The organism is Streptomyces sp. NPDC014801 (assembly GCF_043082085.1).
Taxonomy (GTDB): Bacteria; Actinomycetota; Actinomycetes; order Streptomycetales; family Streptomycetaceae; genus Streptomyces.
On sequence record NZ_JBIBXG010000011.1, the window covers coordinates 175,912 to 194,558 of the forward strand.

Consider the following 18,647-nt stretch of genomic DNA (forward strand, 5'->3'; position numbering starts at 1 on the left):
GCGCGGCGGCGGCCGGATTCCGCCGCCGCGCAGCCGGCGGCGGCGACGCGCCCTCGCCTCCGCCCGTGTTCGCTGCCACGATCTTCGGCACAGGGGTACGGCCACGACCACCGGAGTGCGGATGACCACGGACAGCGCGGGAACGGACGGGACGGCAGGGGCGGCCGGGATCGAGGTGCGGCCGGCCGCCGGGTACATCGGAGCCGAGATCCACGGCGTCGACCTGGCCGGGGAACTGGACGACGCCGTGGTCGCGGCCGTCCGGGCGACGCTGCTGCGCTGGAAGGTGGTGTTCTTCCGCGAGCAGCACCTCGACCACGCCGCGCACGTGCGGTTCGCCCGCCGGTTCGGCGAGCCGGTGCTGCTGCGCAGGCGCGGCGGCGCCTCCCCGCAGGACGTGCCCGAGATCGAGACCACCGCCGACCGGCTGGAGCTGGGCGGCCGGTTCGGCATGGAGCACGACGAGTGGCTGCGGCGCCGCCGCCACACCCTGCTGCGCGGCTGGCACTGCGACCACGGCGCCCGCGTCGACCCGCCCGCGGCGACGATCCTGCGCGCCGAGACCGTGCCGCCCTACGGTGGCGACACCACCTGGTCCAACCTGGCCGCCGCCTACGCCGGGCTGTCCGCTCCGGTGCGCGCGTTCGTGGACGGGCTGCGCGCCGAGCACCGGCTGGGCGTCGGCTACCAGCCGCGCCCCGGCGACGACGCCTACGTCCGCCACCTGCTGGAGCACCAGATCGCCACCGAGCACCCGCTGGTACGGGTCCATCCGGAGACGGGGGAGCGGATTCTCTTCGTCAACGGCTACTACGTCGAGCAGATCACCGGCCTCTCCCGCGCCGAGAGCCGGGCGGTGCTCGACATGCTGCTGGAGCAGGCGGTACGGCCCGAGTACACCGTGCGCTTCCGCTGGGAGCCGGGCAGCGTCGCCTTCTGGGACAACCGGGCCACCATCCACCTCGCGCCCGGCGACAACGCCCACCTCGGCCACCCGCGGATCATGCACCGGGTGATGCTCGCCGGGGATGTGCCGGCCGGGGTCGACGGCCGCCCGTCGCAGGCGATCACCGGAAGCGCCCCCGGCCGCTGGTGACGTCAGCCGGCGGGCCGCCACCCGAGCGCCGGGCCGAGCCGCGTCGCCACATCGGTGAGGATCTGCACGTAGTCCTCGTGGCCGAAGGTGAACGGCAGCGCGAACGCCACCTCGTCCACCTCCCGGAACCCGGCGTGGGCGTGGAGGCGTGCGGCGATCTCCTCGGCGGGGCCCACCAGGTCGGGCGCGAACAGCAGGCGTCCGGGACCCTGCGGCCGCTCGGTGCGCGGCAGCCGCGCGGCGGCGTACGCCTCGTACCGGGCGCGCTGCCCGGGCGTGGCGGAGTCGGTCGGGATGACGACCAGCCCCTGCGAGACGCGCGCGGCGGCACCGTCCGGGTGGGCGGCGCGGAAGGCGCGGATCTGCTCCTGCTGGATCGCGGCGAAGTCCCACGGCCCGTCCGCGTCCTCGGCCTTGACGACGCTGCTGGTCAGCAGGTTCAGGCCGTGCTCGCCGGCCCAGCGCGCCGATCGCAGGCTGCCGCCGCCGTACCAGAGCCGGTCGCCGAGCCCCGGGGCGTGCGGCTGGACGCGGTCGGAGAACGTCTCGAAGCCCTCCGTGCCGCTGAAGTCCGTGACGGGCTTGCCCCGCACCGCGTCCAGCAGCCGCACCACCCGGCCGTAACCGAAGTCCTCGGCCTCGGCGCTGTCCGGGTACAGGGCGTCCTTGACGTGGTCGTAGTGCATCGGCGGGCCCACGCTCACGCCGGGGTTGAGGCGCCCGCCGGACAGGATGTCCACCGTCGCCAGGTCCTCCGCCAGCCGCAGCGGGTTCTCCCAGCCCAGCGGGATCACCGCGGTGCCGAGCTCGATCCGCCGGGTGCGCTGGGAGGCCGCCGCCAGCACGGCGACGGGGGAGGAGATGCCGAACTGGAGGTGCCGGTGCCGCAGCCACGCGCTGTCGAACCCGAGCCGCTCGCCGAGCTCGATCAGCTCCAGCGTCGACTCGTGACCACGGGCCGGATCGCTCTCGTCGAACAGCCCGATGGTCAGGAAGCCGAGCTTGCGCAGGGGGCGTGGGGTGGGCGGCACGGGCACCTCCGTCGTCCGGGCACGCAGGTGCCGTACACGGTCTCGAAGCGAGCCTACGACCCGATCGTTGCGATGGTGTGAACAGCGTGCGGGAGGGTCAGTTCAGCGGGTCCAGCGTCAGGTAGGCCTGCTGCGGGGCGCCGTCGTGGACCAGGGACTCCTGGTGACCGACGTCGTCGAAGGCGAAGGCGTACGCCTTCCCGTCGGCCATGCGGTCGTGGATGATCCGGGCGTAGTGGTTGGTGACCGCGTCCTGGTAGAAGCCGGCCGTGGAGGTGTCGGGCTGGTCGGGGTTGGTCAGCAGCGTGGAGCGGTTGAAGCCGGCGCACAGGGTGCGGGAGATCGGCCCGCGCACCGCGTCGTTCGGGGCGTCGAGCAGCTTGTGGCAGCCGAGGACGCTGTCCGCGTCCGGCTTGCTGAAGGAGGTGACGACCGCGCCCGTGCCGTCGGTGAAGTTCATGACCCCGCCGGAGACCCGGCCGTAGAACTTCTTTCCGGGCTGGTCGGCGAACGGGGTGACGGTCAGGGTGGATGCGGCGTACTTCTGCCAGACGCGGTTGATGTAGTCGTCCAGGACGGACGCCGGCAGCGCCCCCGTCTCCAGTCCGTGCCCGGGCGAGAGCGCCCGCAGCACCGTGCCGTCGGACCGGGTCTGGATCAGCCCGCCCCAGCCGCCCGGCTGGGCGCGCAGCGCGTCGAACACCGCCCGGTAGCCGCCGGCCTTGAGATGGCCGGTGCTCACCGTCGTGCCGTCGGAGCGCTGCACCCCGACCGCGTAGGGCGCGGAGAACATGTCCACCTGGGTGCTGTTGAGCCACAGACCGTCGCCGTTGAGCGTGTACTCGGACCAGTTGAACAGGGTGTCGCGGTTCGGGTCGCTCGGGTTCTGCACGGCGGGCTGCACCAGACCGCCGGTGGCCAGCCGGAAGTCGAGCTTGCGGCCGTAGGAGAAGTAGATCCGCCCGGACAGCTTCGGGATGCGGATCGTCTTCGACTGCCCCGCGGCCGGCCCCGGGATCGAGGCGTCCGGTGCGGGCACGGGCGGCACGCCGCCGGCCGGCCAGGCGTGGAAGGTGCCGCTCGCGTCGGCCCACCCCTGCTGACCCGTCGTCAGCGAGGTGCCCAGCGTGTAGACGTACACGGGGTCGGAGCGGCCGGAGTCGTTCTTGAGGGTCAGGGGGATCGTGTCGGGCACCGCGGCGCCCGCCGTCGACGGCGCTTCGACGGCGAGGACGCCACCGATCAGGGCCGCCGCCGCGGCCGCCGCGAGGACCCGGTGCTTGAGGCGTGCGAGCACGCTGCACCTCCGTGATGTGGGGGGAGGCGGCCCGGACTTGGTCCGGACCACTCTGAGAGCGCTCTCAGAATTACCGCGAGGCGCGTCCATGTCAACACGGTGGCCTGGACGTCCTCGACCGGATCGCCGCGGTGCCCGGTGGTTCCTCAGCCGGTCGCGCCGGCGGAACGCGGCACGCCCGCGGCGACGTCGGCCTCCCAGCGCAGCAGGTCCCCCGGCTGGCACTCGAGCACCTCGCACAGCGCGGCGAGCGTCGTGAACCGCACCGCCTTCGCGCGGCCGTTCTTGAGCACCGCCAGATTGGCGGGCGTGATCCCCACCCGGTCCGCGAGCTCGCCCACCGACATCTTCCGCCGGGCCAGCATCACGTCGATGTCGACGACGATGGGCATCAGATCACCCCGTCCAGCTCGGCCTGCATCCGCGACGCCTCGGCGTCGCGGGCCACGGCCTGGGCGAGGAGCATCCGCAGCACGAGCACGATGAGCGCGACGCCCAGGATGGCCACGCCGATGCCGCCCATGATGACGGTGACGCCCGGGTCGTCCCGCTGCCCCGGCGCGTTGACGGCCGTCACGGTGAACCACAGCAGAGCGGCCGCCGTGATCGCGCCGATCACGCCGTCGACGTACCGGAAGGCGGCGCCGGAGAAGACGGTTCCGCGTCGCACCATCGCCACCAGCCGCCAGACGCAGACCACGGCGACCTGCGCCGTCCCCATGCCCAGCATCGTGATCACGCGGAACGCGGTGAGCGGGAGCGACCCGTCCTCCGGATCGGTGGCCAGGGCCCAGACCATCAGCACCTGCACCAGCACGGTGCCGGCGAGCACCACCGCGAGCACGGCGCGCAACGCACGCACGGCCAGCTTCCCCATGGATCCTCCTATCGTCAAGCAATAGGAATCTATCGAATATCGATAGCCCCGGCAAGGGTCGGCCGCACCGCATACGCAGGTGGTACACCGTGGCGGGGCACCGCAAGCCCCCCGCGGGGCTGATGTCTCCCGCGTGAGCGACGACGACGCGAACCGGCGCTGGACACGGTCCATGCCCGACGCCTACGAACGCCACCTGGTGCCGGTCCTCTTCCGTCCCTTCGCCGCCGACCTGGCCGCCAGGGCGGCGGCGTCGCGGCCCCGCACGGTGCTGGAACTCGCCGCGGGGACAGGAGCGTTGACCTCGGCCCTGCTCGCCGCGGTGCCCACGGCCACGGTGGTGGCGAGCGACCTCAACGAGGCGATGGTCGCCGCCGGCTCCGAACGGGAACCGCGCGCCCACTGGCGGCAGGCGGACGCCCAGGCGCTGCCCTTCGCGGACGGCGGCTTCGACCTCGTCGTATGCCAGTTCGGGGTGATGTTCTTCCCCGACAGGCCCGCGGCCTTCACGGAGGTGCGCAGGGTGCTCACCCCGCGGGGAAGGTTCGTGTTCAGCAGCTGGGGTCCGCTGGCCTCACACGGATTCGACGCGGCGTTCCAGAGCGCCCTGGAAGAGGCCATGCCCGACGGAGCACCCACCTTCCTGAGGGACGTGCCCCACGGCTACACCGACAAGGCCGTGGTCGCCGCGGACCTCGCGGCCGCCGGACTGACCCTGACCACGGCGGAGGAGATCACGCTGCAGGGTCGGGCGGAGTCGGCGGCCTCCGTCGCCCTCGGGTTCCTGACCGGCACACCGGTGAGCGCGGCCGTGCAGGCCCGCGACGACGCGCACGCCCTGCGGGCCGCCGTCACGCGCGGGATGACCGACCGCCTCGGCCCCGGACCGGTGACGGCGCCGATGACGGCGACCGTCTACACGGCCCACCGCGGGTCATGACCGGCGGGACGGTCCCCGCCGGCACCCACGCCGCACCCCTCGTCGCCAGGGCCGGCGCGCGAGCCGGAGAGATCGGCTGCCGAGGCGGGACGCGTACTGCGAAGGCCCGGACGGGCACACGATCGCCCCGGCCGCACCGTCAGAAAGTGCGCTCCAGCAGGTCCACCAGCGCCGCCCAGTGCCGGGCCGCGCCCTCCTCGTGGTACGCGGCGGTGTCGGCCTGGGTGTAGCCGTGCGGCGCGCCCTCGTAGACCTCGCAGCGGTGCCGCACACCCGCCGCCGTCAGCGCGTCCTCCAGCCGCCGCATCTGCTCCGCGTCCATGGACGGGTCCTGGTCGGCGTGCCCGAAGTACAGCTCGGCCTTCACCCGGTCGGCCACCAGATGGGGGCTGTCCGGGGCATCCGTCGCGAGCCGCCCGCCGTGGAAACCCGCCGCCGCGGCGACCCGGTCCGGGTAGGCGCCGGCGGTGTACAGCGCCAGCCGCGCGCCCATGCAGTAACCGGTGATCGCGACCGGCCCGTCCACCGTGTACGGCGAGCCGGCCAGCCAGTCCAGAAAGGCGCCGGCGTCCCGCATCGCGAGGTCGGGCGTCAGCGACTGCATCACCGGGCGCAGCTTGGCCCACATGTCGGGGCGCGCGGCCGGGTCGATGAACTCGGGCAGCTCCACGACGGGGGCGCGGCCGTGCCGGTAGAAGACGTTGGGGACGAGGACCGTGTAGCCGCGGCCGGACCCGGCGATCCGGTCGGCCATCGACCGCAGATGCGGGCGCAGACCGAACGCGTCCTGATAGACCAGCACGGCCGGGCGGGGCCGCCCGTCGACGGGACGCGCCAGGTAGGCGTCGGCAGCGCCGTCCTGGGTCGGGATCTCGACGTCGGTTCCCTCAACGGAGGTCACGGGGCCACCTCTTCGCAGGTCGTACGGGACGGCGGCCCGGCCGGCGAGGCTCGGGCCACCCACATCGTTGCATGGGCCATCCGTCTGCCTGCGGCCGGCCCTCACTCGAAACGGCTGGGGTCCCCGGCACCCCGGCGGACGATCTCCGCCTCGCCGCCGGAGAAGTCGATGACCGTCGTGGGCTCGGTGCCGCAGTCACCGGAGTCCAAAACCGCGTCCACCACGTGATCGAGCCGGTCCTTGATCTCCCAGCCCTGCGTCATCGGCTCCTCCTCGCCGGGCAGCAGCAGCGTGCTCGACACCAGCGGCTCGCCGAGCTCGGCGACCAGGGCCTGGGTGACGATGTGGTCGGGGATGCGCACGCCGACGGTCTTCTTCTTGGGGTGCTGCAGCATGCGCGGCACCTCCCGGGTCGCCGGGAGGATGAACGTGTAGCTGCCCGGCGTCGAGGCCTTGATCGCCCGGAAGACGTCGTTGTCGACCCGCACGAACTGGCCGAGCTGGGCGAAGTCCTGGCACACGAGGGTGAAGTGGTGCCGGTCGTCCAGCTGACGGATGGAGCGGATGCGTTCCATGCCGCCGCGGTTGCCGAGCCGGCAGCCCAGTGCGTAGCAGGAGTCCGTGGGGTACGCGATGAGCGCGTCGTCCCGGATGCTCGCGGCGACCTGGGTGATGGTGCGGGCCTGCGGGTTGTCGGGGTGCACGTCGAAGTACTTCGCCATCCGCGCAGCCTATGCCCATCCGGGCGCGGCACGAATCCACGACCCGGGGTGCGGTGGCCCTCGGGGTGCGGTGTACGCCGTGGGCGCGGTGCCCTGGGGCGCGTGGCGCCCGGCGCCTTCGGTGACCGCCGTGGGGTGCGCGGCCCGGCGTTGCGGGGTGCCGCTGCGCCCACCCGTGCCGCCCCAGCGGCACGACTGCCCGCAGCTACGCGAGACGGCGGCCCGCGGCTACGCCAGCCACGATGGCGCTGTAGTCGCCGACGGCGAGGAGGGGACGTGGTGGGGGGTGTCCGCCCGCAGCGGACGGCATTGCCTTTCGTCAGCCTCTTGGAGAAACGTAGGGCCGTACCGAGGACGGACACCCCCCACCGCGGCCCCGACTCACCCACCGGCCGTAGGCGCTACCGCAACCGGCCACCGGACACGCGCAGGCCGCCGCAGGCATTCAGGGGCGCGGGGAACTGCGCGAGCAACCACCCACTCAGCCGCACCCGGCAACGAGCCGCACCCACCCGCAGAGGCGCCGCAGGCACACCGCGAGCAACCACCCACTCAGCCGCACCCGGCAACGATCCGCACCCACCCGCACAGCCGCCGCAGGCATTCGCCCCGTGTTGTCGCACCGCGCCCGGGTACCCGCCCCCCACACCGACGGCAACCGTTGATTCGGACGGAGGATGCCCGCATGACCAGCAACACGGAGACCGGCGGCGTCACCGGCACGCAGGACAAGGACTACAACCTGATCTGGTACGTCGAGGCCTGCCTGAGCAACGCGCTCCGGCTGGAGAGCTACATCCAGGACGCCGAGCGCGAGAAGGACGACCAGCTGGCCGACCTGTTCCGCAAGGCCCAGGCGGACAGCCGCAAGGGCGCCGAGCTGGGCAAGGAACTCCTGCGCGCGCGGCTGAGCGGGAGCTGACCCGCGCGGGACCAGGTCGGGGACGAGGGAAAGCGAAGGCCCGCATCCGGAGAGGGGCGCGGGCCTTCGCCGTGCCGCCACAAGGACGTAAGCACGTAAGGACGTAAGGCCGGCAAGAGCCACCCCAACCACCGGTGTGGCAGAAAGCACGCCCCCGCCGGGACCCCCACAGCCGCACCCCCGGGCTACCGTTTTGTGCGGTTCCCTTCCCCCAGCGGCTACGGACGGCCCCGCAGTGCACGCAGACCTCTCCCCGCTCATCGCGGCGACCGCCCACTGGCTGAACAACGCCTACCCGGCGTGCGGCGGCGCGCTCTCCTCCGCTCTGTGCGAGGTCCAGGCCCGGCAGGCCGTCACGGTCGCCGCCTGGCTGCGCTACCCGACCGCGATGGACGCGGCCCTGGTGGGCATGTCCGGCCCCGGGGGCTCCGCCCGGCTCGACTGGATCACGGGCGCGGACGGCGCCCCCACGGCAGACGACGAGGACGCCTGGCGGAGCTGGGTCGACGAGGTCGTCGCCAGCTGGGCGGCCTGCCTGCTGGTGGACGAGGAACTGGCCGCCCTGGCCGTGGACGCGCTCGTCGAGGGCGACCCCGCGGCGAGCGTCCCGGTGGAGTTCCGCCGCCTGGTAACCCCCGACGACCGTGACCGCCGTGCCGCGGCCCTGCTGCGCCACCCGGACCTGCTCGCCCCCGTGGCCGAGCTGCACCACGCGCAACTGCTGGACCGCCTGCGCCCCGGCCAGGCACTGGTCGCCTGAGCCGAAACCGCAGAGAGCGCGCCCCCGCCACATCCCCGTGGCCCGGAGGCTGCCCCCGCCACAAACCGTGGCTCCAAGGCGGGCCCCGCCACCCACCACGGCCCGCCACGGCCGACGCCCGCCGCGCCCCACGACCCCGAGCCCAGGCCCGTCACCCCACCGTGACGCTCAGAGCCGGCCTCCTCACGCCGCCGTCCCCAACGCCTCCCGCTCCGGCAGGTCCCCCTCCGCGCGGAGCGTCACCGGCGCCGGCGTGCGGCGGCCGCGTCGGAGCAGTCCCGCGCCGATGGTGCCGGCGATGAGGAAGCCACCCGCGACCAGCGCGCCACGGGCGCCCGCCCACTCCATCAGCAGACCGAGGACCGGCGGCCCGCCGAGACTCCACACCGTGCCGATGCTGCTCCACACCCCGAGCACCCGGCCGCGCAGATGGGCCGGCGGGTCGGTCTGGAGCACGGCCGTGCCCGCGGTGTCGGAGACGGATTCGACGACGGCCATCGGCAGCACCATCACCAGCAGCACCGCCAGCGACGGCGACAGCCCGGCGACCACCTGCAGCAGACCGCCCGCGGCGGCGAGCAGGCCCACCAGCCGCACCGACGGCCGGCTGAGCCGGGCGCCGAGGACCGCGCCGAGGATGCCGCCGACGGCGAGCACGGTGGAGACGGTGCCGAAGGACCCCGCGCCGCCCGCGAGCGGCCCGGTGACCAGGACGGCGAGCGTCAGCTGGTAGTTGCGGCCGAAGACCGCGCTGACGCCGGTGATGCCGGCCAGCGCCAGCAGCCGGGGCCGGCGCGCGAAGAAGACGAGGCCCTGCCGCACGGTCATGTCCTGCGCGCGGTCCTGCGCGGGCGCCGTGGCCAGGCGCGCGGCGCCCTCCCCACGGCCGATGGCGCCGGTGGCGCCGACGGCTCCGGGCGCGGGCCGCAGGAACGGGATCACCGCCGCGACGAACAGGAACGACAGGCCGTTCGCGGCGTACGCGGAGGCCGTGCCGAGGGCACCGACCGTGACGCCGGCCAGGGCGGCGCCCGCGAGCCGGCCCGCGTTGTGCACGAGGGCGCCCACACCGATGGCGGAGGGAACGTCCTCGGCGGGCACGAGGTCGTTGCCGAGCAGGGCGCACGCGGGACCGTCGACGGTCGCGACGATGCCCGTGACGGCCGCGAGGATCATCAGCGCGGTCATGTCCAGCCGGTCGAACGCCACGAGGAGCGCCGTGACGAAGGCGACCGCCCCGAGCAGCGCCTGGCTGACGCCCGCCGTGAGCTTGCGCGGCCAGCGGTCGACGGCGGCGCCGCCCAGCAGGCTCATGAACAGTGCGGGGGCGGCCTGGACGGACATCGACAGACCGGTCGCGGCGGCGGACCCGGTGATCTGCAGGACGAGCAGGTTCTGCACCGTGAGCTGCATCCACGTACCGGCGTTGGAGACGAAGTTCGCCAGGGACCACCAGCGCATGCTGCGGTGGCGCAGGGAACGCCAGGGCGAGCGGGACGCGCGGGTGCGCGATGCGGTGGTGGTGACGGTGACGGGGGCAGGTTTGGGCAGGGTGGAGTCAGGCGTGGAAGACACAGTGCGGTACTCGAAGACGAGTCGGGGACCCGGTGGGGCGAGTCGACGGTGACGGTGAACGCCGGCTGCGCTGCACGGTCGTCCGATGCCGGGATTTCGGCGCGGACCATCGTGGCAGAGCGGGATCCACAGTGCGGACCACCCGCCGCGCGGCACCTCCTTCGTACCTCCCAAGAGGCCACTGGAATACGGCACTTGGTGCCTGAGTGGGCTTGCTCACAAGGTCGTCACGCCGACCCCGGAACCGCCGCCCGGCGTGGCGGCCGTCACCTGCCGATCCCTCCCGAGGTGCTCCACGTCTCACCCGCAGCAGACGTCAGAGCATGGAGACGACTCGCAGGGGCACCCGGGAGCGGTCCGTCAAGGACGCGAGCAGGCACCGCCCGGGAAGGAGGGTCCCTTCTCATGACGTCGGCACCCACGCTCGGCCCTCCGCCTCCCTGGCGCCGGGCCCTGGTCACGGGCGGGGCCGGTTTCCTCGGCTCGCACCTCGTGACGCGCCTGCTGGATTCAGGGGTCGAAGTCGACTGTCTCGACGACCTCTCCACCGGACGCCCCGAGAACGTCGCCTCCGCCGCCGATCACCCCGGTTTCCGCTTCCTAGAGCTGGACGTGGCCGACCCCGGCTGCCCGGACGCCCTCACCAGCCCCTACGACCTGGTCCTGCACCTGGCCGGGCCGGCCTCGTCCGCCGACTGCCGGCGCCGCCCGCTGCAGACACTGGACGCGGGCAGCCTCGGCACCCGCAACGCGCTCGCCGTGGCCGACCGGGACGGGGCGCGCTTCCTGCTCGCCTCCGCCTGGGAGGCCTGCGAACTCGCCGGCGGGGCGGCCGCGGCCCCGTGCACCGGCGACGGACACGCCTACGCCGACCCGGTCGGCCCCTGCACCGCCTACGCCGAGGCCAACCGCTTCGCCGAGGCACTGGTCGCCGCGCACGCCGCGGCCCGCGGCAGCAACGCCGGCATCGTCCGGATCTTCGACACCTACGGTCCGCGGATGCGCACCGACGACGACCGCCCGCTCTCCCGGCTTCTCGCCCGGGCCGAGCGCGGAGCACCGGTCACCGTGCCCGCCGACGGCGGCCACCCCGTGTCGCTGTGCTACGTCGACGACGCCGTCGACGGCGTCCTGCGGGTGGCCGCGGCGCGTTCGGTACGGCCCGTGGACATCGGCGGCGAGGAGGAGGTGCCGCTCGTGGAGCTGGCCCGCCGGGTGATCGAGCTGACCGGCGGCGAGGCGCCGCTGGAGTTCGCCGACGGCACCCACGGCACCCACGGCACCGACGGCACCGACGGCACGCCCGCGCCGCACCGGCCCGACACCGGCTTCGCCCGGGAACTGTTCGGCTGGCGGCCGCGCGTGTCCTGGCAGGACGGCCTGGAACGCACCCTGACCGCCGCCCGGCCCGACCGCACCCCCGTGATCGTCGGGGCGCTCGGCGGAGGGTGGCTGACGTGACGGCGCTCGTCGTCCGGCTCGACGGATTCGACGGCGTCCTGCTGGCCGGCCCGGCCGTGCGCGCGGTCGCCGCCCGCACCGGTGACGTGACGCTGCTGTGCACCCGTGGCGGCGCACCCGCGGCCCGCCTGCTGCCGCACGTGGCCGACGTCGTCGTATGGGAACCGGCCGAGCCGGAGGGGCCGGACGGGGCGGGGGAGGAACTGCTGCGGCGGCTGCGGGCGACGACCTACGACACCGCGGTGGTGCTCACCGCGCACGGGCACAGCCCGTTGCCGGTGGCCCGGCTGCTGCGCGCGGCGCGCGGCACGGCCCGGATCGGCGCGGACGGGGACGAGCCCGCCGGTGTGCTCGACGTCTGCCACCGGCGCGCGCCCGGCCGGCACGAGGCCGAGGCCGCGCTCGACACGGCCGCCGCGATGGGTTTCCGGCCCCGCACCGGGGACGACGGCCGGCTGCGGGTGCTGCCCGCGCCGGACACCGCGCAGCTCACCGGCGGCAACGGTCCGTACGTCGTGCTGCATCCCGGCGCGGCCGCGGCCTCCCCCGAGTGGGGTGCCGAGCGCTGTGCGCGGACCGCCGCCCTGCTCGCCGACGCCGGGCACCGCGTCGCCGTGACCGGGACCCCCGAGGAGGCCGCCGTCACCCGCCGGGTCGCGGGCGGTATCGGCGTCGACCTCGGCGGGCGGACCTCGCCGCGCACCCTCGTCGGTGTCCTGCGCGACGCCGACTGCGTCGTCGCGGGCGACGCGGACACCGCGCACCTGGCGGCGGCCGTCGGCACGCCCGTCGTCTCCCTGCCGTCGAAGGCGGCACCCGTCGGGGACCGGGCGCCGTACCGGGTGCCCTCGGTCCTCTTCGGCGACGACACCTGCCCCGGTGCAGAGCACGAGGCGACACCGGAGGACGTGGTGGCCGCCGTCCGCCACCTTCTGACCGCGGCCTGAAACGCCGCAGGAACTGGAACGCGCAGGACAGGACCCTGGAACACGCAGGACAGGACCCTGGAACACGCAGGACCGGAACCCCGCCCGCGCCGAGGACACGACACACGCGAACGGCGTGACCGGCATGCGCGAGGCCCGCCGTCCCCGAGACGGCGGGCCTCGCGCAGGGGCCCTTGCGTGAAGGACGAGAGGAGCCGGTCAGGCGTGCTTGCCGCGTCCGGACAGGGCGTCGCGCACCCGGTCCACCAGTCCGGCGCCGGGCGCCAGCATCTTGTTGGCCGGCGGCTTGTCCGGCGCCATGGGGTGCGGGCGGGTCGGAGCCGTCTTCTTCGCCTGGCGCACCTTGTCGCCCAGCTTGTCCAGCGCCTCCGGAGGGCACGCGGCGATCAGCCGGGGGAAGAGGTTGCCCTCCTCGTCGGCCACGTGCGAGCGGATCTCGCTCATCAGCATGCCGATGAGCCGGTCGAACTCGGGGTCGGTCGCCTCACAGCCCTCGAGGTCCTTCATGATCTGCTCGGCCTTGGCGTGGTCCTCGAGCTCCTTGTCGGCGATGGCGTCGCCGCCGGGCACGTGCTCCCGCACGGCCGGGTAGAGGTAGGCCTCCTCGGCCACCGAGTGGCGCACCAATTCCATGGTCACCTGGTCGGCGTGGAGCTTGCGGTCCTTGCTGCCGGGCGGCAGCGCCTCGATCCGGCCGAACAGCTCCTCGACTTCACGGTGATCGGTCACCAGTTCGTCGATGACGTTTCCTCCATGGCCAGCCATGTTCTTCACCTCCGGGCAGAGCGCAGCGGTCCGGGTCGGAAGTCCGCCGTGCGCCCCGAGTGCCCCGGCCCCCGGGCGGTTAACGCCCCCGCGCGGGCGGTGCGGACCGCTCCCGTACGGCCGGACACGGCACGTCCATTGGACGAAACGGCGTGCCGGGAGGGGGCGGTACGGGACATTCCGTCAGGTGCGCCGACGCGGCGCCGCCCAGAGAATGACCGCCGCACGCCCCCGTCCCTCCCGGGCGCCCCGGCGCCCGCTCGGAAAGGCAGGCCGATGCCGCACAGCGCAGCCGCCCGCAGCCCTCTGACCGGTGTCCTCGTCGCCGACTTCGGACGCGTCCTGGCCGCCCCCTACGCCACGATGCTGCTGGCCGACCTCGGCGCCGACGTGATCAAGGTGGAGCACCCGGACACCGGCGACGACACGCGGGCCTGGGGGCCGCCGCACGCCCACGGGGAGGCGACGTACTTCCTGTCCGTCAACCGCAACAAGCGCTCCGTCGCGCTCGACCTGCGCGACGAGCGCGACCGGGCCCGGGCACGCGAACTCGTGCGCCGCGCCGACGTGCTGTTCGAGAACTTCCGGCCCGGCACGATGGACAAGTACGGCCTCGGCCCCGAGCGGGCACAGGAACTCAATCCGGGACTGGTCTACTGCTCGGTGACCGGCTTCGGCGACGGGCCGGGCGCGGCCCTGCCGGGGTACGACCTGCTGGTGCAGGCGGTCGGCGGGCTGATGAGCGTGACCGGACCGGAGCCCGGCCGGCCCGTGAAGACCGGGGTGGCCGTCGTGGACGTGCTGACCGGGCTGCACGCGGCCGTCGGGGTGCTCGCCGCGCTGCGCCACCGCGACGCCACCGGCGAAGGGCAGCACGTGCGGGTCAACCTGCTGTCGTGTCTGCTGTCCAGCCTGGTCAACCAGGCCGGCGGCTACGCCCTCGCCGGCAGCGTGCCGGGCATCCTCGGCAACCGGCACCCCTCGATCGCGCCGTACGAGGTGTTCCGGGCGAAGGACCGGCCCCTGGTGATCGCCGTCGGCAACGACCGCCAGTTCGCGGCGCTGTGCCGGGGCATCGGCGCTCCGGAACTCGCCGAGGACCCGCGCTTCGCGCGCAACGCCGACCGGGTGGCACACGTCGACGAACTCGCCGGGCTGCTGGGGGAGTCGCTGGCCGGGCGGACCGCGGCCGACTGGTTCGACCGGCTCACCCCGCTCGGCGTGCCGTGCGGGCCCGTCAACGACCTCGCGGGCGCCTTCGACCTGGCCGACTCGCTCGGCCTGCACCCCCGCGCCACGGTCACCGGGCCCGACGGGACGCCGATGGACCTGGTCGCGAACCCGATCGGGCTCTCCCGCACCCCGCCGCGCCACGACCACCGGCCGCCGCGCCTGGGCGAACACACGGACGACATCACCGCCTGGCTGGACAGCTGAGGCCACCGGCAGGACAGCGGAGGCCGTCGGCCGGACACCTGAGACCGCCGGCCGGTCAACTGGGACCCCCGCCCCGGCCGCGGGGGCATCCGGCTTCGTCGGCGCGTGCGCTGCCCGTCACCCGTCACCGTCACCCGTCGCCGTCGCCGCTGCCGCTCCCGGTCCCGTTCCTGTTCGAGCGCCACAGGTCGCCGGTCAGTCCGACCGGATTGCCCGAGGGGATGAGGCGGGCGGCGAGAACCCGGTGGGCCAGCGGCTCCAGCAGGGCGGCGAGGCGGAGGGCGGCGCTCTCGCCGAGGGCCTGCCACGGTTGCTCCGCGGCCGCGTCCGTGCCCGCCTCCACCGCGTCGCGCAGTGCCACGCCCTCGGGGGTGAGCCCGCCCGCGGCGTCCAGCAGGCCGCGGGCCCGCAGGTCCTCCTCCGCCGCCCGCCAGGCGGCGAGGTCCCACATGCGGCCCTCGCGCAGCAGGCCGGAGTCCGACTCGCCGGCCGCGGCCTTCAGCACCATCGCCGCGACCGGGCCGAGCCCGTGGCCGACCAGTGTGGCGACATGGCCGTCCCCCCGGTGCTCCCGCAGCGTGGTCAGCGCCTGCCACAGGCGCACATGCGGCAGCCGGGGTGCGGGGAGCGCCTGGTTCGCGGCGCCGAGCACCCGGCCCGCCGTGCCGGCGGCCTGCGCGGCGGCCCAGGCCAGCTCGGCCGCCTCGGCGACCTCCGGCGAGGCGACGGTGTCGGCGCCCAGCACCCGGGTCATGGCGGCGTCCATCGCGCTCTCCCGCGCCGCGAGCACCTCCCGCGGGCTCGCGTACCCCCAGGCGTCCGGCAGCGCCCGCGCCACCCGGTCCGGGTGGAAGACGTAGAAGACGCTGGTCACCACGGGCGCCGACACGGGACCCAGGGGCGCGGCGCGCAGCGCGAAGTAGCCCATCCAGAAACCGCGCAAGCCCAGGCCGGCGGCGGCCTGCCGGGCCTCCGGCGCGAAGTACACGAGGTCGTGCACCGGTTCGTACCGCTCCCACAGCGCCCGTGCCAGTCCGTCGCCCACGCCGTCCTCCCGCCGCCGGCCGGCACCGCCGCGGCGCCGGACACCTGTCCCTGGCAGCAGCATCCGTCATGACGGCTGTCATAACAAGCACGCCGGGCATCGCACCCCTCCGCCTCGCCGGGCATCGCGGCTCCCCGCCTCGCCGGGCAAGCAACCCTCCGCCTCGCCGGGCATCGCGACCCTCCGCCTCGCCGGGCATCGCGAGCCTCCGCCTCGCCGGGCGTCACGCCCCCCGCCCCGCCGGGCGACCCGGCCCCCGATCCGCCATGCACCGCGGCCCCCGCCCCGCCGAGCGTCGCGGACCCCGTCCGCCGCCGACCGGCGTGCTCTGACAGCAGATTCCCGGACGCCTGCGCCCCGGCCCGACGGCTCCCCTCCGTAACTCGCTCTGCGCACCCGCAATTAGACGCTGAGTCAAATTACTGAACCGTAACCTACTTGCCGGTACCCGCGGTAACCCCAGGCCGGGTAGCGTCCCGGCAACCCACCAGCAGCGGCGCGGGGGGCGGTCCGTGGGGCGACGGACTCCCGTGCGCCGCCGGCTCCGTGTGCCCGGGCGACGCGCGGTGCCCGGCGCACGGGAGCCTTCCTGCCGGCCGCTTCACAGGAGGTTCCCCACATGCCCGCATCCAGACGGCTCCTGGCCGTGTCGGTCACCGCCGCCGCCTGCCTCGGCGCCCAGGCCCTCGGGGCCTCGGCCGCCCGGGCGTCGGACCCCGTCGTCTCCCGGGGCGTTGCCATCCCGGCCTTCTACACGCCGCCCGCGACCCTGCCGCACGCCGACGGCACCCTCATCCGCAGCGAACCGCTTCCCCTCGCACTCAGCCTGCCGAGCCTGCACGGGCCGCTGCCCGGCAGGGCGACGCGGCTGATGTACAAGTCGACCGACGCGAACGGACAGCCGATGGCCGTCACCGGCGCCTACATCGAGCCGACCGCCGCCTGGAAGGGCGGCGGTCCCCGCCCGCTCGTCGTGCTCGCGCCCGGCACCATGGGCCAGGGCGACCAGTGCGCCGCCTCGATGGGCCTGGAGCACCCGATCCGCTTCAACGGCCGCACGGTCTCCGTCGGCTACGAGGACCTGTCCGTCTACCGGCTGCTGGCCTCCGGTACGGCCGTCGTCGTCACCGACTACGCCGGCCTGGGCGCCACCGACCGGCTGCACACCTACGTCAACCGCGTGGACGAGGCCCACGCCGTGCTGGACGCGGCCCGCGCCGCCCGCGCGGTGCCGGGGGCCTCGGTCACCGCCGCCTCCCGCGTCGGCCTGTTCGGCTACAGCCAGGGCGGCGGGGCGACCGCGGCGGCCGCCGAACTGCAGCCCGTGTACGCCCCGGAGGTGCCCCTGGCCGGAACCTACGCCGGCGCCCCGCCGGCCGACTTGTCGGAGGTCACCCGGGGGATCGACGGCACCGAACTCGTCGGCGCGCTCGGCTGGTCCCTCAACGGCTTCCTGCAGTCCGACCCGTCCCTGAAGCCGATCGCCGACGCGCACCTCAACGCGGCGGGCCGCGCGGCGCTCGCCGACCTGTCGACCATGTGCGTGGGCGACGCGATCTTCCACTACGCCTACCAGCGCAGCACCCGGTGGACCACGGACGGCTCCTCGCTCGCCGACATCATCGCCGCGACACCCCGGCTGCGCGCGTTCCTAGACACCCAGCGGATCGGCAAGCTCAAGCCGGCCGGCCCCGTGCGGGTGGCCACCGGCGTCAACGACAACCTCGTGCCGCACGCCCAGGCCCGCGAGCTCGCCGTGGACTGGTGCGCCAAGGGCGCCGACGTGACGTACCGGCCGGTGGGCCTGCCGAACCTGGTCAGCCCGCTGATCAACCATGTCGGCCCGCTGCTGGCCGACCAGGGCGAGGCGGTGTCCTGGCTGACCGACCGGCTGGCCGGACGGCCTGCCCAGAACACCTGCGCGAGCCTGCCCCGGCAGCGCTGAGACGTGCCGTGAGCGGATGCGCGGGGGCGTGGGCCGGGTGATCCTTGACCCATGTCCGCGCAGCGTCCCGTCATCGTGCACCCGCCGTCCCCGACGGGAGGACGGCGGGTGCGGGTGGACGGCGAGATCCTGGGGCTGGCGCACAGCCGGGCGGACGTCGTGGAGTTCCTGCGCCGGGCCGGCCTGGAGATCGAGGCGGAGGAACTGGCGGACTCCCCGCTGATCGACTGGCGGGGTGTGGGCCCCGACGACTGGGGCACGGACCGCGACTGACACCGGGAGTACGGCGCAGCCCTCCCGGCCGGCGTGTCACCGGGAGCGCGCGAGCCCCCGTCCCGACCGGCGGTCACCGGTGCCGCGCGGAGCCCTCTCCCGGCGGACGTGTCACCGGGCCCGCGTCGGCCCGCCTCCCCGTCCGTGCGACGCCCGGAGCCGTGCCGTCAGCTCCGTGTGGATCTCAGGCGCCAGGACGCCCGTCCGGCCCCAGGCGACCACCTGTTCGGCCACCCGCCGCAGCTTCACGTTGGTGCCCATCGACGTCTCGCGCAGCACGTCCCACGCCTGAGCCGCGGGCACCCGGCCGACGGCGATCACCACGCCGATCGCCTGGTCGATCACGGCGTGGGAGACGACGGCCTGCCGCAGCTGCGCGGCGGTCTCCTCCAGCTCCTTGATCCGTTCGGACGGACTCGGCGGCCGGGCACCCGTGGGCGTGCCCGACGGGCCGGCCGGGTCGGATGTCTTGTGCGGTTCCCGCAGCGCGGCGGGGAACCGGTCGGCGTGGCCGTCCACGTAGCCTCCGCGGTCAGGGGTCGGGATGGGTGCCGTCGGTGCGGTGCCATGCGTCTGCCCGGACAGGCCCGGGCCGACACCCGTGGGGGCGGTTCGGTGGGCTTCCACCCTCACCCCGGCGGCGGCTCGGCGCA

General features: G+C 74.6%; 19 protein-coding genes. 9 read left to right on the forward strand and 10 right to left on the reverse strand.

Annotation, left to right across the window (positions count from 1 at the left end):
• Positions 1 to 121 precede the first annotated feature (121 nt).
• On the forward strand, positions 122 to 1,096 hold the full coding sequence (locus ACF1AL_RS26655; RefSeq protein ID WP_391827689.1) for a TauD/TfdA dioxygenase family protein: 975 nt from the start codon (positions 122 to 124) through the stop codon (positions 1,094 to 1,096).
• A 2-nt stretch (positions 1,097 to 1,098) separates the two neighbouring features.
• Here the strand turns inward: ACF1AL_RS26655 and ACF1AL_RS26660 are convergent, their stop codons facing one another.
• The 4 genes from ACF1AL_RS26660 to ACF1AL_RS26675 form a co-directional block, all read right to left on the reverse strand.
• On the reverse strand, positions 1,099 to 2,127 hold the full coding sequence (locus tag ACF1AL_RS26660) for an LLM class flavin-dependent oxidoreductase (protein ID WP_391827691.1): 1,029 nt from the start codon (positions 2,125 to 2,127) through the stop codon (positions 1,099 to 1,101).
• A 97-nt stretch (positions 2,128 to 2,224) separates the two neighbouring features.
• Complete coding sequence (locus ACF1AL_RS26665; protein ID WP_391778332.1) at positions 2,225 to 3,424, reverse strand: glycoside hydrolase family 64 protein; 1,200 nt, start codon at positions 3,422 to 3,424, stop codon at positions 2,225 to 2,227.
• A gap of 146 nt (positions 3,425 to 3,570) precedes the next feature.
• Positions 3,571 to 3,816 (reverse strand): helix-turn-helix domain-containing protein, encoded by a 246-nt coding sequence (locus ACF1AL_RS26670; RefSeq protein ID WP_391827693.1) that lies wholly within the window; start codon positions 3,814 to 3,816, stop codon positions 3,571 to 3,573.
• Positions 3,816 to 4,301 carry a DUF2975 domain-containing protein gene (locus ACF1AL_RS26675; protein WP_391699697.1) on the reverse strand — a complete coding sequence of 162 codons (486 nt, stop codon included), beginning with the start codon at positions 4,299 to 4,301 and terminating at the stop codon, positions 3,816 to 3,818. The genes ACF1AL_RS26670 and ACF1AL_RS26675 overlap by 1 nt, the downstream gene beginning before the upstream one ends.
• A 172-nt stretch (positions 4,302 to 4,473) precedes the next feature.
• Here ACF1AL_RS26675 and ACF1AL_RS26680 point away from each other — a divergent pair, with 172 nt between their 5' ends.
• Entirely contained in the window at positions 4,474 to 5,241 is a 768-nt protein-coding gene (locus ACF1AL_RS26680; protein WP_391827927.1) for a class I SAM-dependent methyltransferase, read from the forward strand.
• A gap of 139 nt (positions 5,242 to 5,380) precedes the next feature.
• On the opposite strand, the gene ACF1AL_RS26685 is transcribed toward ACF1AL_RS26680, so the two are convergent.
• Together ACF1AL_RS26685 and ACF1AL_RS26690 are read right to left on the reverse strand one after the other, a co-directional pair.
• A complete protein-coding gene (locus ACF1AL_RS26685) occupies positions 5,381 to 6,142 on the reverse strand; it encodes a dienelactone hydrolase family protein (RefSeq protein ID WP_391827695.1) in 762 nt (253 codons plus the stop codon).
• Between the two features lie 101 nt (positions 6,143 to 6,243).
• Complete coding sequence (locus tag ACF1AL_RS26690) at positions 6,244 to 6,864, reverse strand: L-threonylcarbamoyladenylate synthase (RefSeq protein WP_366837723.1); 621 nt, start codon at positions 6,862 to 6,864, stop codon at positions 6,244 to 6,246.
• A gap of 685 nt (positions 6,865 to 7,549) precedes the next feature.
• Here ACF1AL_RS26690 and ACF1AL_RS26695 point away from each other — a divergent pair.
• Both ACF1AL_RS26695 and ACF1AL_RS26700 read left to right on the forward strand, forming a co-directional pair.
• Positions 7,550 to 7,786 carry a hypothetical protein gene (locus ACF1AL_RS26695; RefSeq protein ID WP_391699694.1) on the forward strand — a complete coding sequence of 79 codons (237 nt, stop codon included), beginning with the start codon at positions 7,550 to 7,552 and terminating at the stop codon, positions 7,784 to 7,786.
• 235 nt (positions 7,787 to 8,021) lie between these two features.
• Entirely contained in the window at positions 8,022 to 8,546 is a 525-nt protein-coding gene (locus ACF1AL_RS26700) for a hypothetical protein (protein ID WP_391699692.1), read from the forward strand.
• Positions 8,547 to 8,729: 183 nt separating this feature from the next.
• Here the strand turns inward: ACF1AL_RS26700 and ACF1AL_RS26705 are convergent, their stop codons facing one another.
• Positions 8,730 to 10,007, reverse strand: a complete 1,278-nt coding sequence (locus ACF1AL_RS26705) for an MFS transporter (protein ID WP_391827929.1) — start codon at positions 10,005 to 10,007, stop codon at positions 8,730 to 8,732.
• Positions 10,008 to 10,526: 519 nt separating this feature from the next.
• Between ACF1AL_RS26705 and ACF1AL_RS26710 the strand changes: the two genes are divergently transcribed.
• Both ACF1AL_RS26710 and ACF1AL_RS26715 read left to right on the forward strand, forming a co-directional pair.
• The gene (locus tag ACF1AL_RS26710; RefSeq protein ID WP_391827697.1) at positions 10,527 to 11,582 is read left to right on the forward strand and encodes an NAD-dependent epimerase/dehydratase family protein; all 1,056 of its coding nucleotides are present in this window, start codon (positions 10,527 to 10,529) and stop codon (positions 11,580 to 11,582) included.
• The gene (locus tag ACF1AL_RS26715; protein WP_391827699.1) at positions 11,579 to 12,529 is read left to right on the forward strand and encodes a glycosyltransferase family 9 protein; all 951 of its coding nucleotides are present in this window, start codon (positions 11,579 to 11,581) and stop codon (positions 12,527 to 12,529) included. The genes ACF1AL_RS26710 and ACF1AL_RS26715 overlap by 4 nt, the downstream gene beginning before the upstream one ends.
• A gap of 198 nt (positions 12,530 to 12,727) precedes the next feature.
• On the opposite strand, the gene ACF1AL_RS26720 is transcribed toward ACF1AL_RS26715, so the two are convergent.
• Positions 12,728 to 13,294 (reverse strand): hemerythrin domain-containing protein, encoded by a 567-nt coding sequence (locus ACF1AL_RS26720; protein ID WP_366837728.1) that lies wholly within the window; start codon positions 13,292 to 13,294, stop codon positions 12,728 to 12,730.
• Positions 13,295 to 13,570: 276 nt separating this feature from the next.
• Here ACF1AL_RS26720 and ACF1AL_RS26725 point away from each other — a divergent pair, with 276 nt between their 5' ends.
• Positions 13,571 to 14,731, forward strand: a complete 1,161-nt coding sequence (locus tag ACF1AL_RS26725) for a CaiB/BaiF CoA transferase family protein (protein ID WP_391827701.1) — start codon at positions 13,571 to 13,573, stop codon at positions 14,729 to 14,731.
• 130 nt (positions 14,732 to 14,861) lie between these two features.
• Here ACF1AL_RS26725 and ACF1AL_RS26730 read toward each other — a convergent pair whose 3' ends face one another.
• Positions 14,862 to 15,776, reverse strand: coding sequence for a hypothetical protein (locus tag ACF1AL_RS26730; RefSeq protein ID WP_391827703.1), 915 nt, complete (start codon positions 15,774 to 15,776; stop codon positions 14,862 to 14,864).
• 619 nt (positions 15,777 to 16,395) lie between these two features.
• Here ACF1AL_RS26730 and ACF1AL_RS26735 point away from each other — a divergent pair.
• Both ACF1AL_RS26735 and ACF1AL_RS26740 read left to right on the forward strand, forming a co-directional pair.
• Positions 16,396 to 17,721: a lipase family protein gene (locus ACF1AL_RS26735; protein ID WP_391827705.1), complete on the forward strand. Its 1,326-nt coding sequence runs from the start codon at positions 16,396 to 16,398 to the stop codon at positions 17,719 to 17,721.
• Between the two features lie 51 nt (positions 17,722 to 17,772).
• Positions 17,773 to 17,994: a hypothetical protein gene (locus tag ACF1AL_RS26740; protein ID WP_366837733.1), complete on the forward strand. Its 222-nt coding sequence runs from the start codon at positions 17,773 to 17,775 to the stop codon at positions 17,992 to 17,994.
• 111 nt (positions 17,995 to 18,105) lie between these two features.
• Here ACF1AL_RS26740 and ACF1AL_RS26745 read toward each other — a convergent pair whose 3' ends face one another.
• On the reverse strand, positions 18,106 to 18,513 hold the full coding sequence (locus tag ACF1AL_RS26745) for an ANTAR domain-containing protein (protein WP_391699680.1): 408 nt from the start codon (positions 18,511 to 18,513) through the stop codon (positions 18,106 to 18,108).
• Between the last annotated feature and the right edge of the window lie 134 nt (positions 18,514 to 18,647).

Excerpts from the sequence above, each read along its gene's own strand:
- ACF1AL_RS26655 (WP_391827689.1), top strand. The coding sequence starts at position 122 with ATGACCACGGACAGCGCGGGAACGGACGGGACGGCAGGGGCGGCCGGG.
- ACF1AL_RS26670 (WP_391827693.1), bottom strand. The coding sequence starts at position 3,816 with ATGCCCATCGTCGTCGACATCGACGTGATGCTGGCCCGGCGGAAGATG.
- ACF1AL_RS26675 (WP_391699697.1), bottom strand. The coding sequence starts at position 4,301 with ATGGGGAAGCTGGCCGTGCGTGCGTTGCGCGCCGTGCTCGCGGTGGTG.
- ACF1AL_RS26680 (WP_391827927.1), top strand. The coding sequence starts at position 4,474 with ATGCCCGACGCCTACGAACGCCACCTGGTGCCGGTCCTCTTCCGTCCC.
- ACF1AL_RS26690 (WP_366837723.1), bottom strand. The coding sequence starts at position 6,864 with ATGGCGAAGTACTTCGACGTGCACCCCGACAACCCGCAGGCCCGCACC.
- ACF1AL_RS26695 (WP_391699694.1), top strand. The coding sequence starts at position 7,550 with ATGACCAGCAACACGGAGACCGGCGGCGTCACCGGCACGCAGGACAAG.
- ACF1AL_RS26705 (WP_391827929.1), bottom strand. The coding sequence starts at position 10,007 with ATGCGCTGGTGGTCCCTGGCGAACTTCGTCTCCAACGCCGGTACGTGG.
- ACF1AL_RS26710 (WP_391827697.1), top strand. The coding sequence starts at position 10,527 with ATGACGTCGGCACCCACGCTCGGCCCTCCGCCTCCCTGGCGCCGGGCC.
- ACF1AL_RS26720 (WP_366837728.1), bottom strand. The coding sequence starts at position 13,294 with ATGGCTGGCCATGGAGGAAACGTCATCGACGAACTGGTGACCGATCAC.
- ACF1AL_RS26725 (WP_391827701.1), top strand. The coding sequence starts at position 13,571 with ATGCCGCACAGCGCAGCCGCCCGCAGCCCTCTGACCGGTGTCCTCGTC.
- ACF1AL_RS26735 (WP_391827705.1), top strand. The coding sequence starts at position 16,396 with ATGCCCGCATCCAGACGGCTCCTGGCCGTGTCGGTCACCGCCGCCGCC.
- ACF1AL_RS26740 (WP_366837733.1), top strand. The coding sequence starts at position 17,773 with ATGTCCGCGCAGCGTCCCGTCATCGTGCACCCGCCGTCCCCGACGGGA.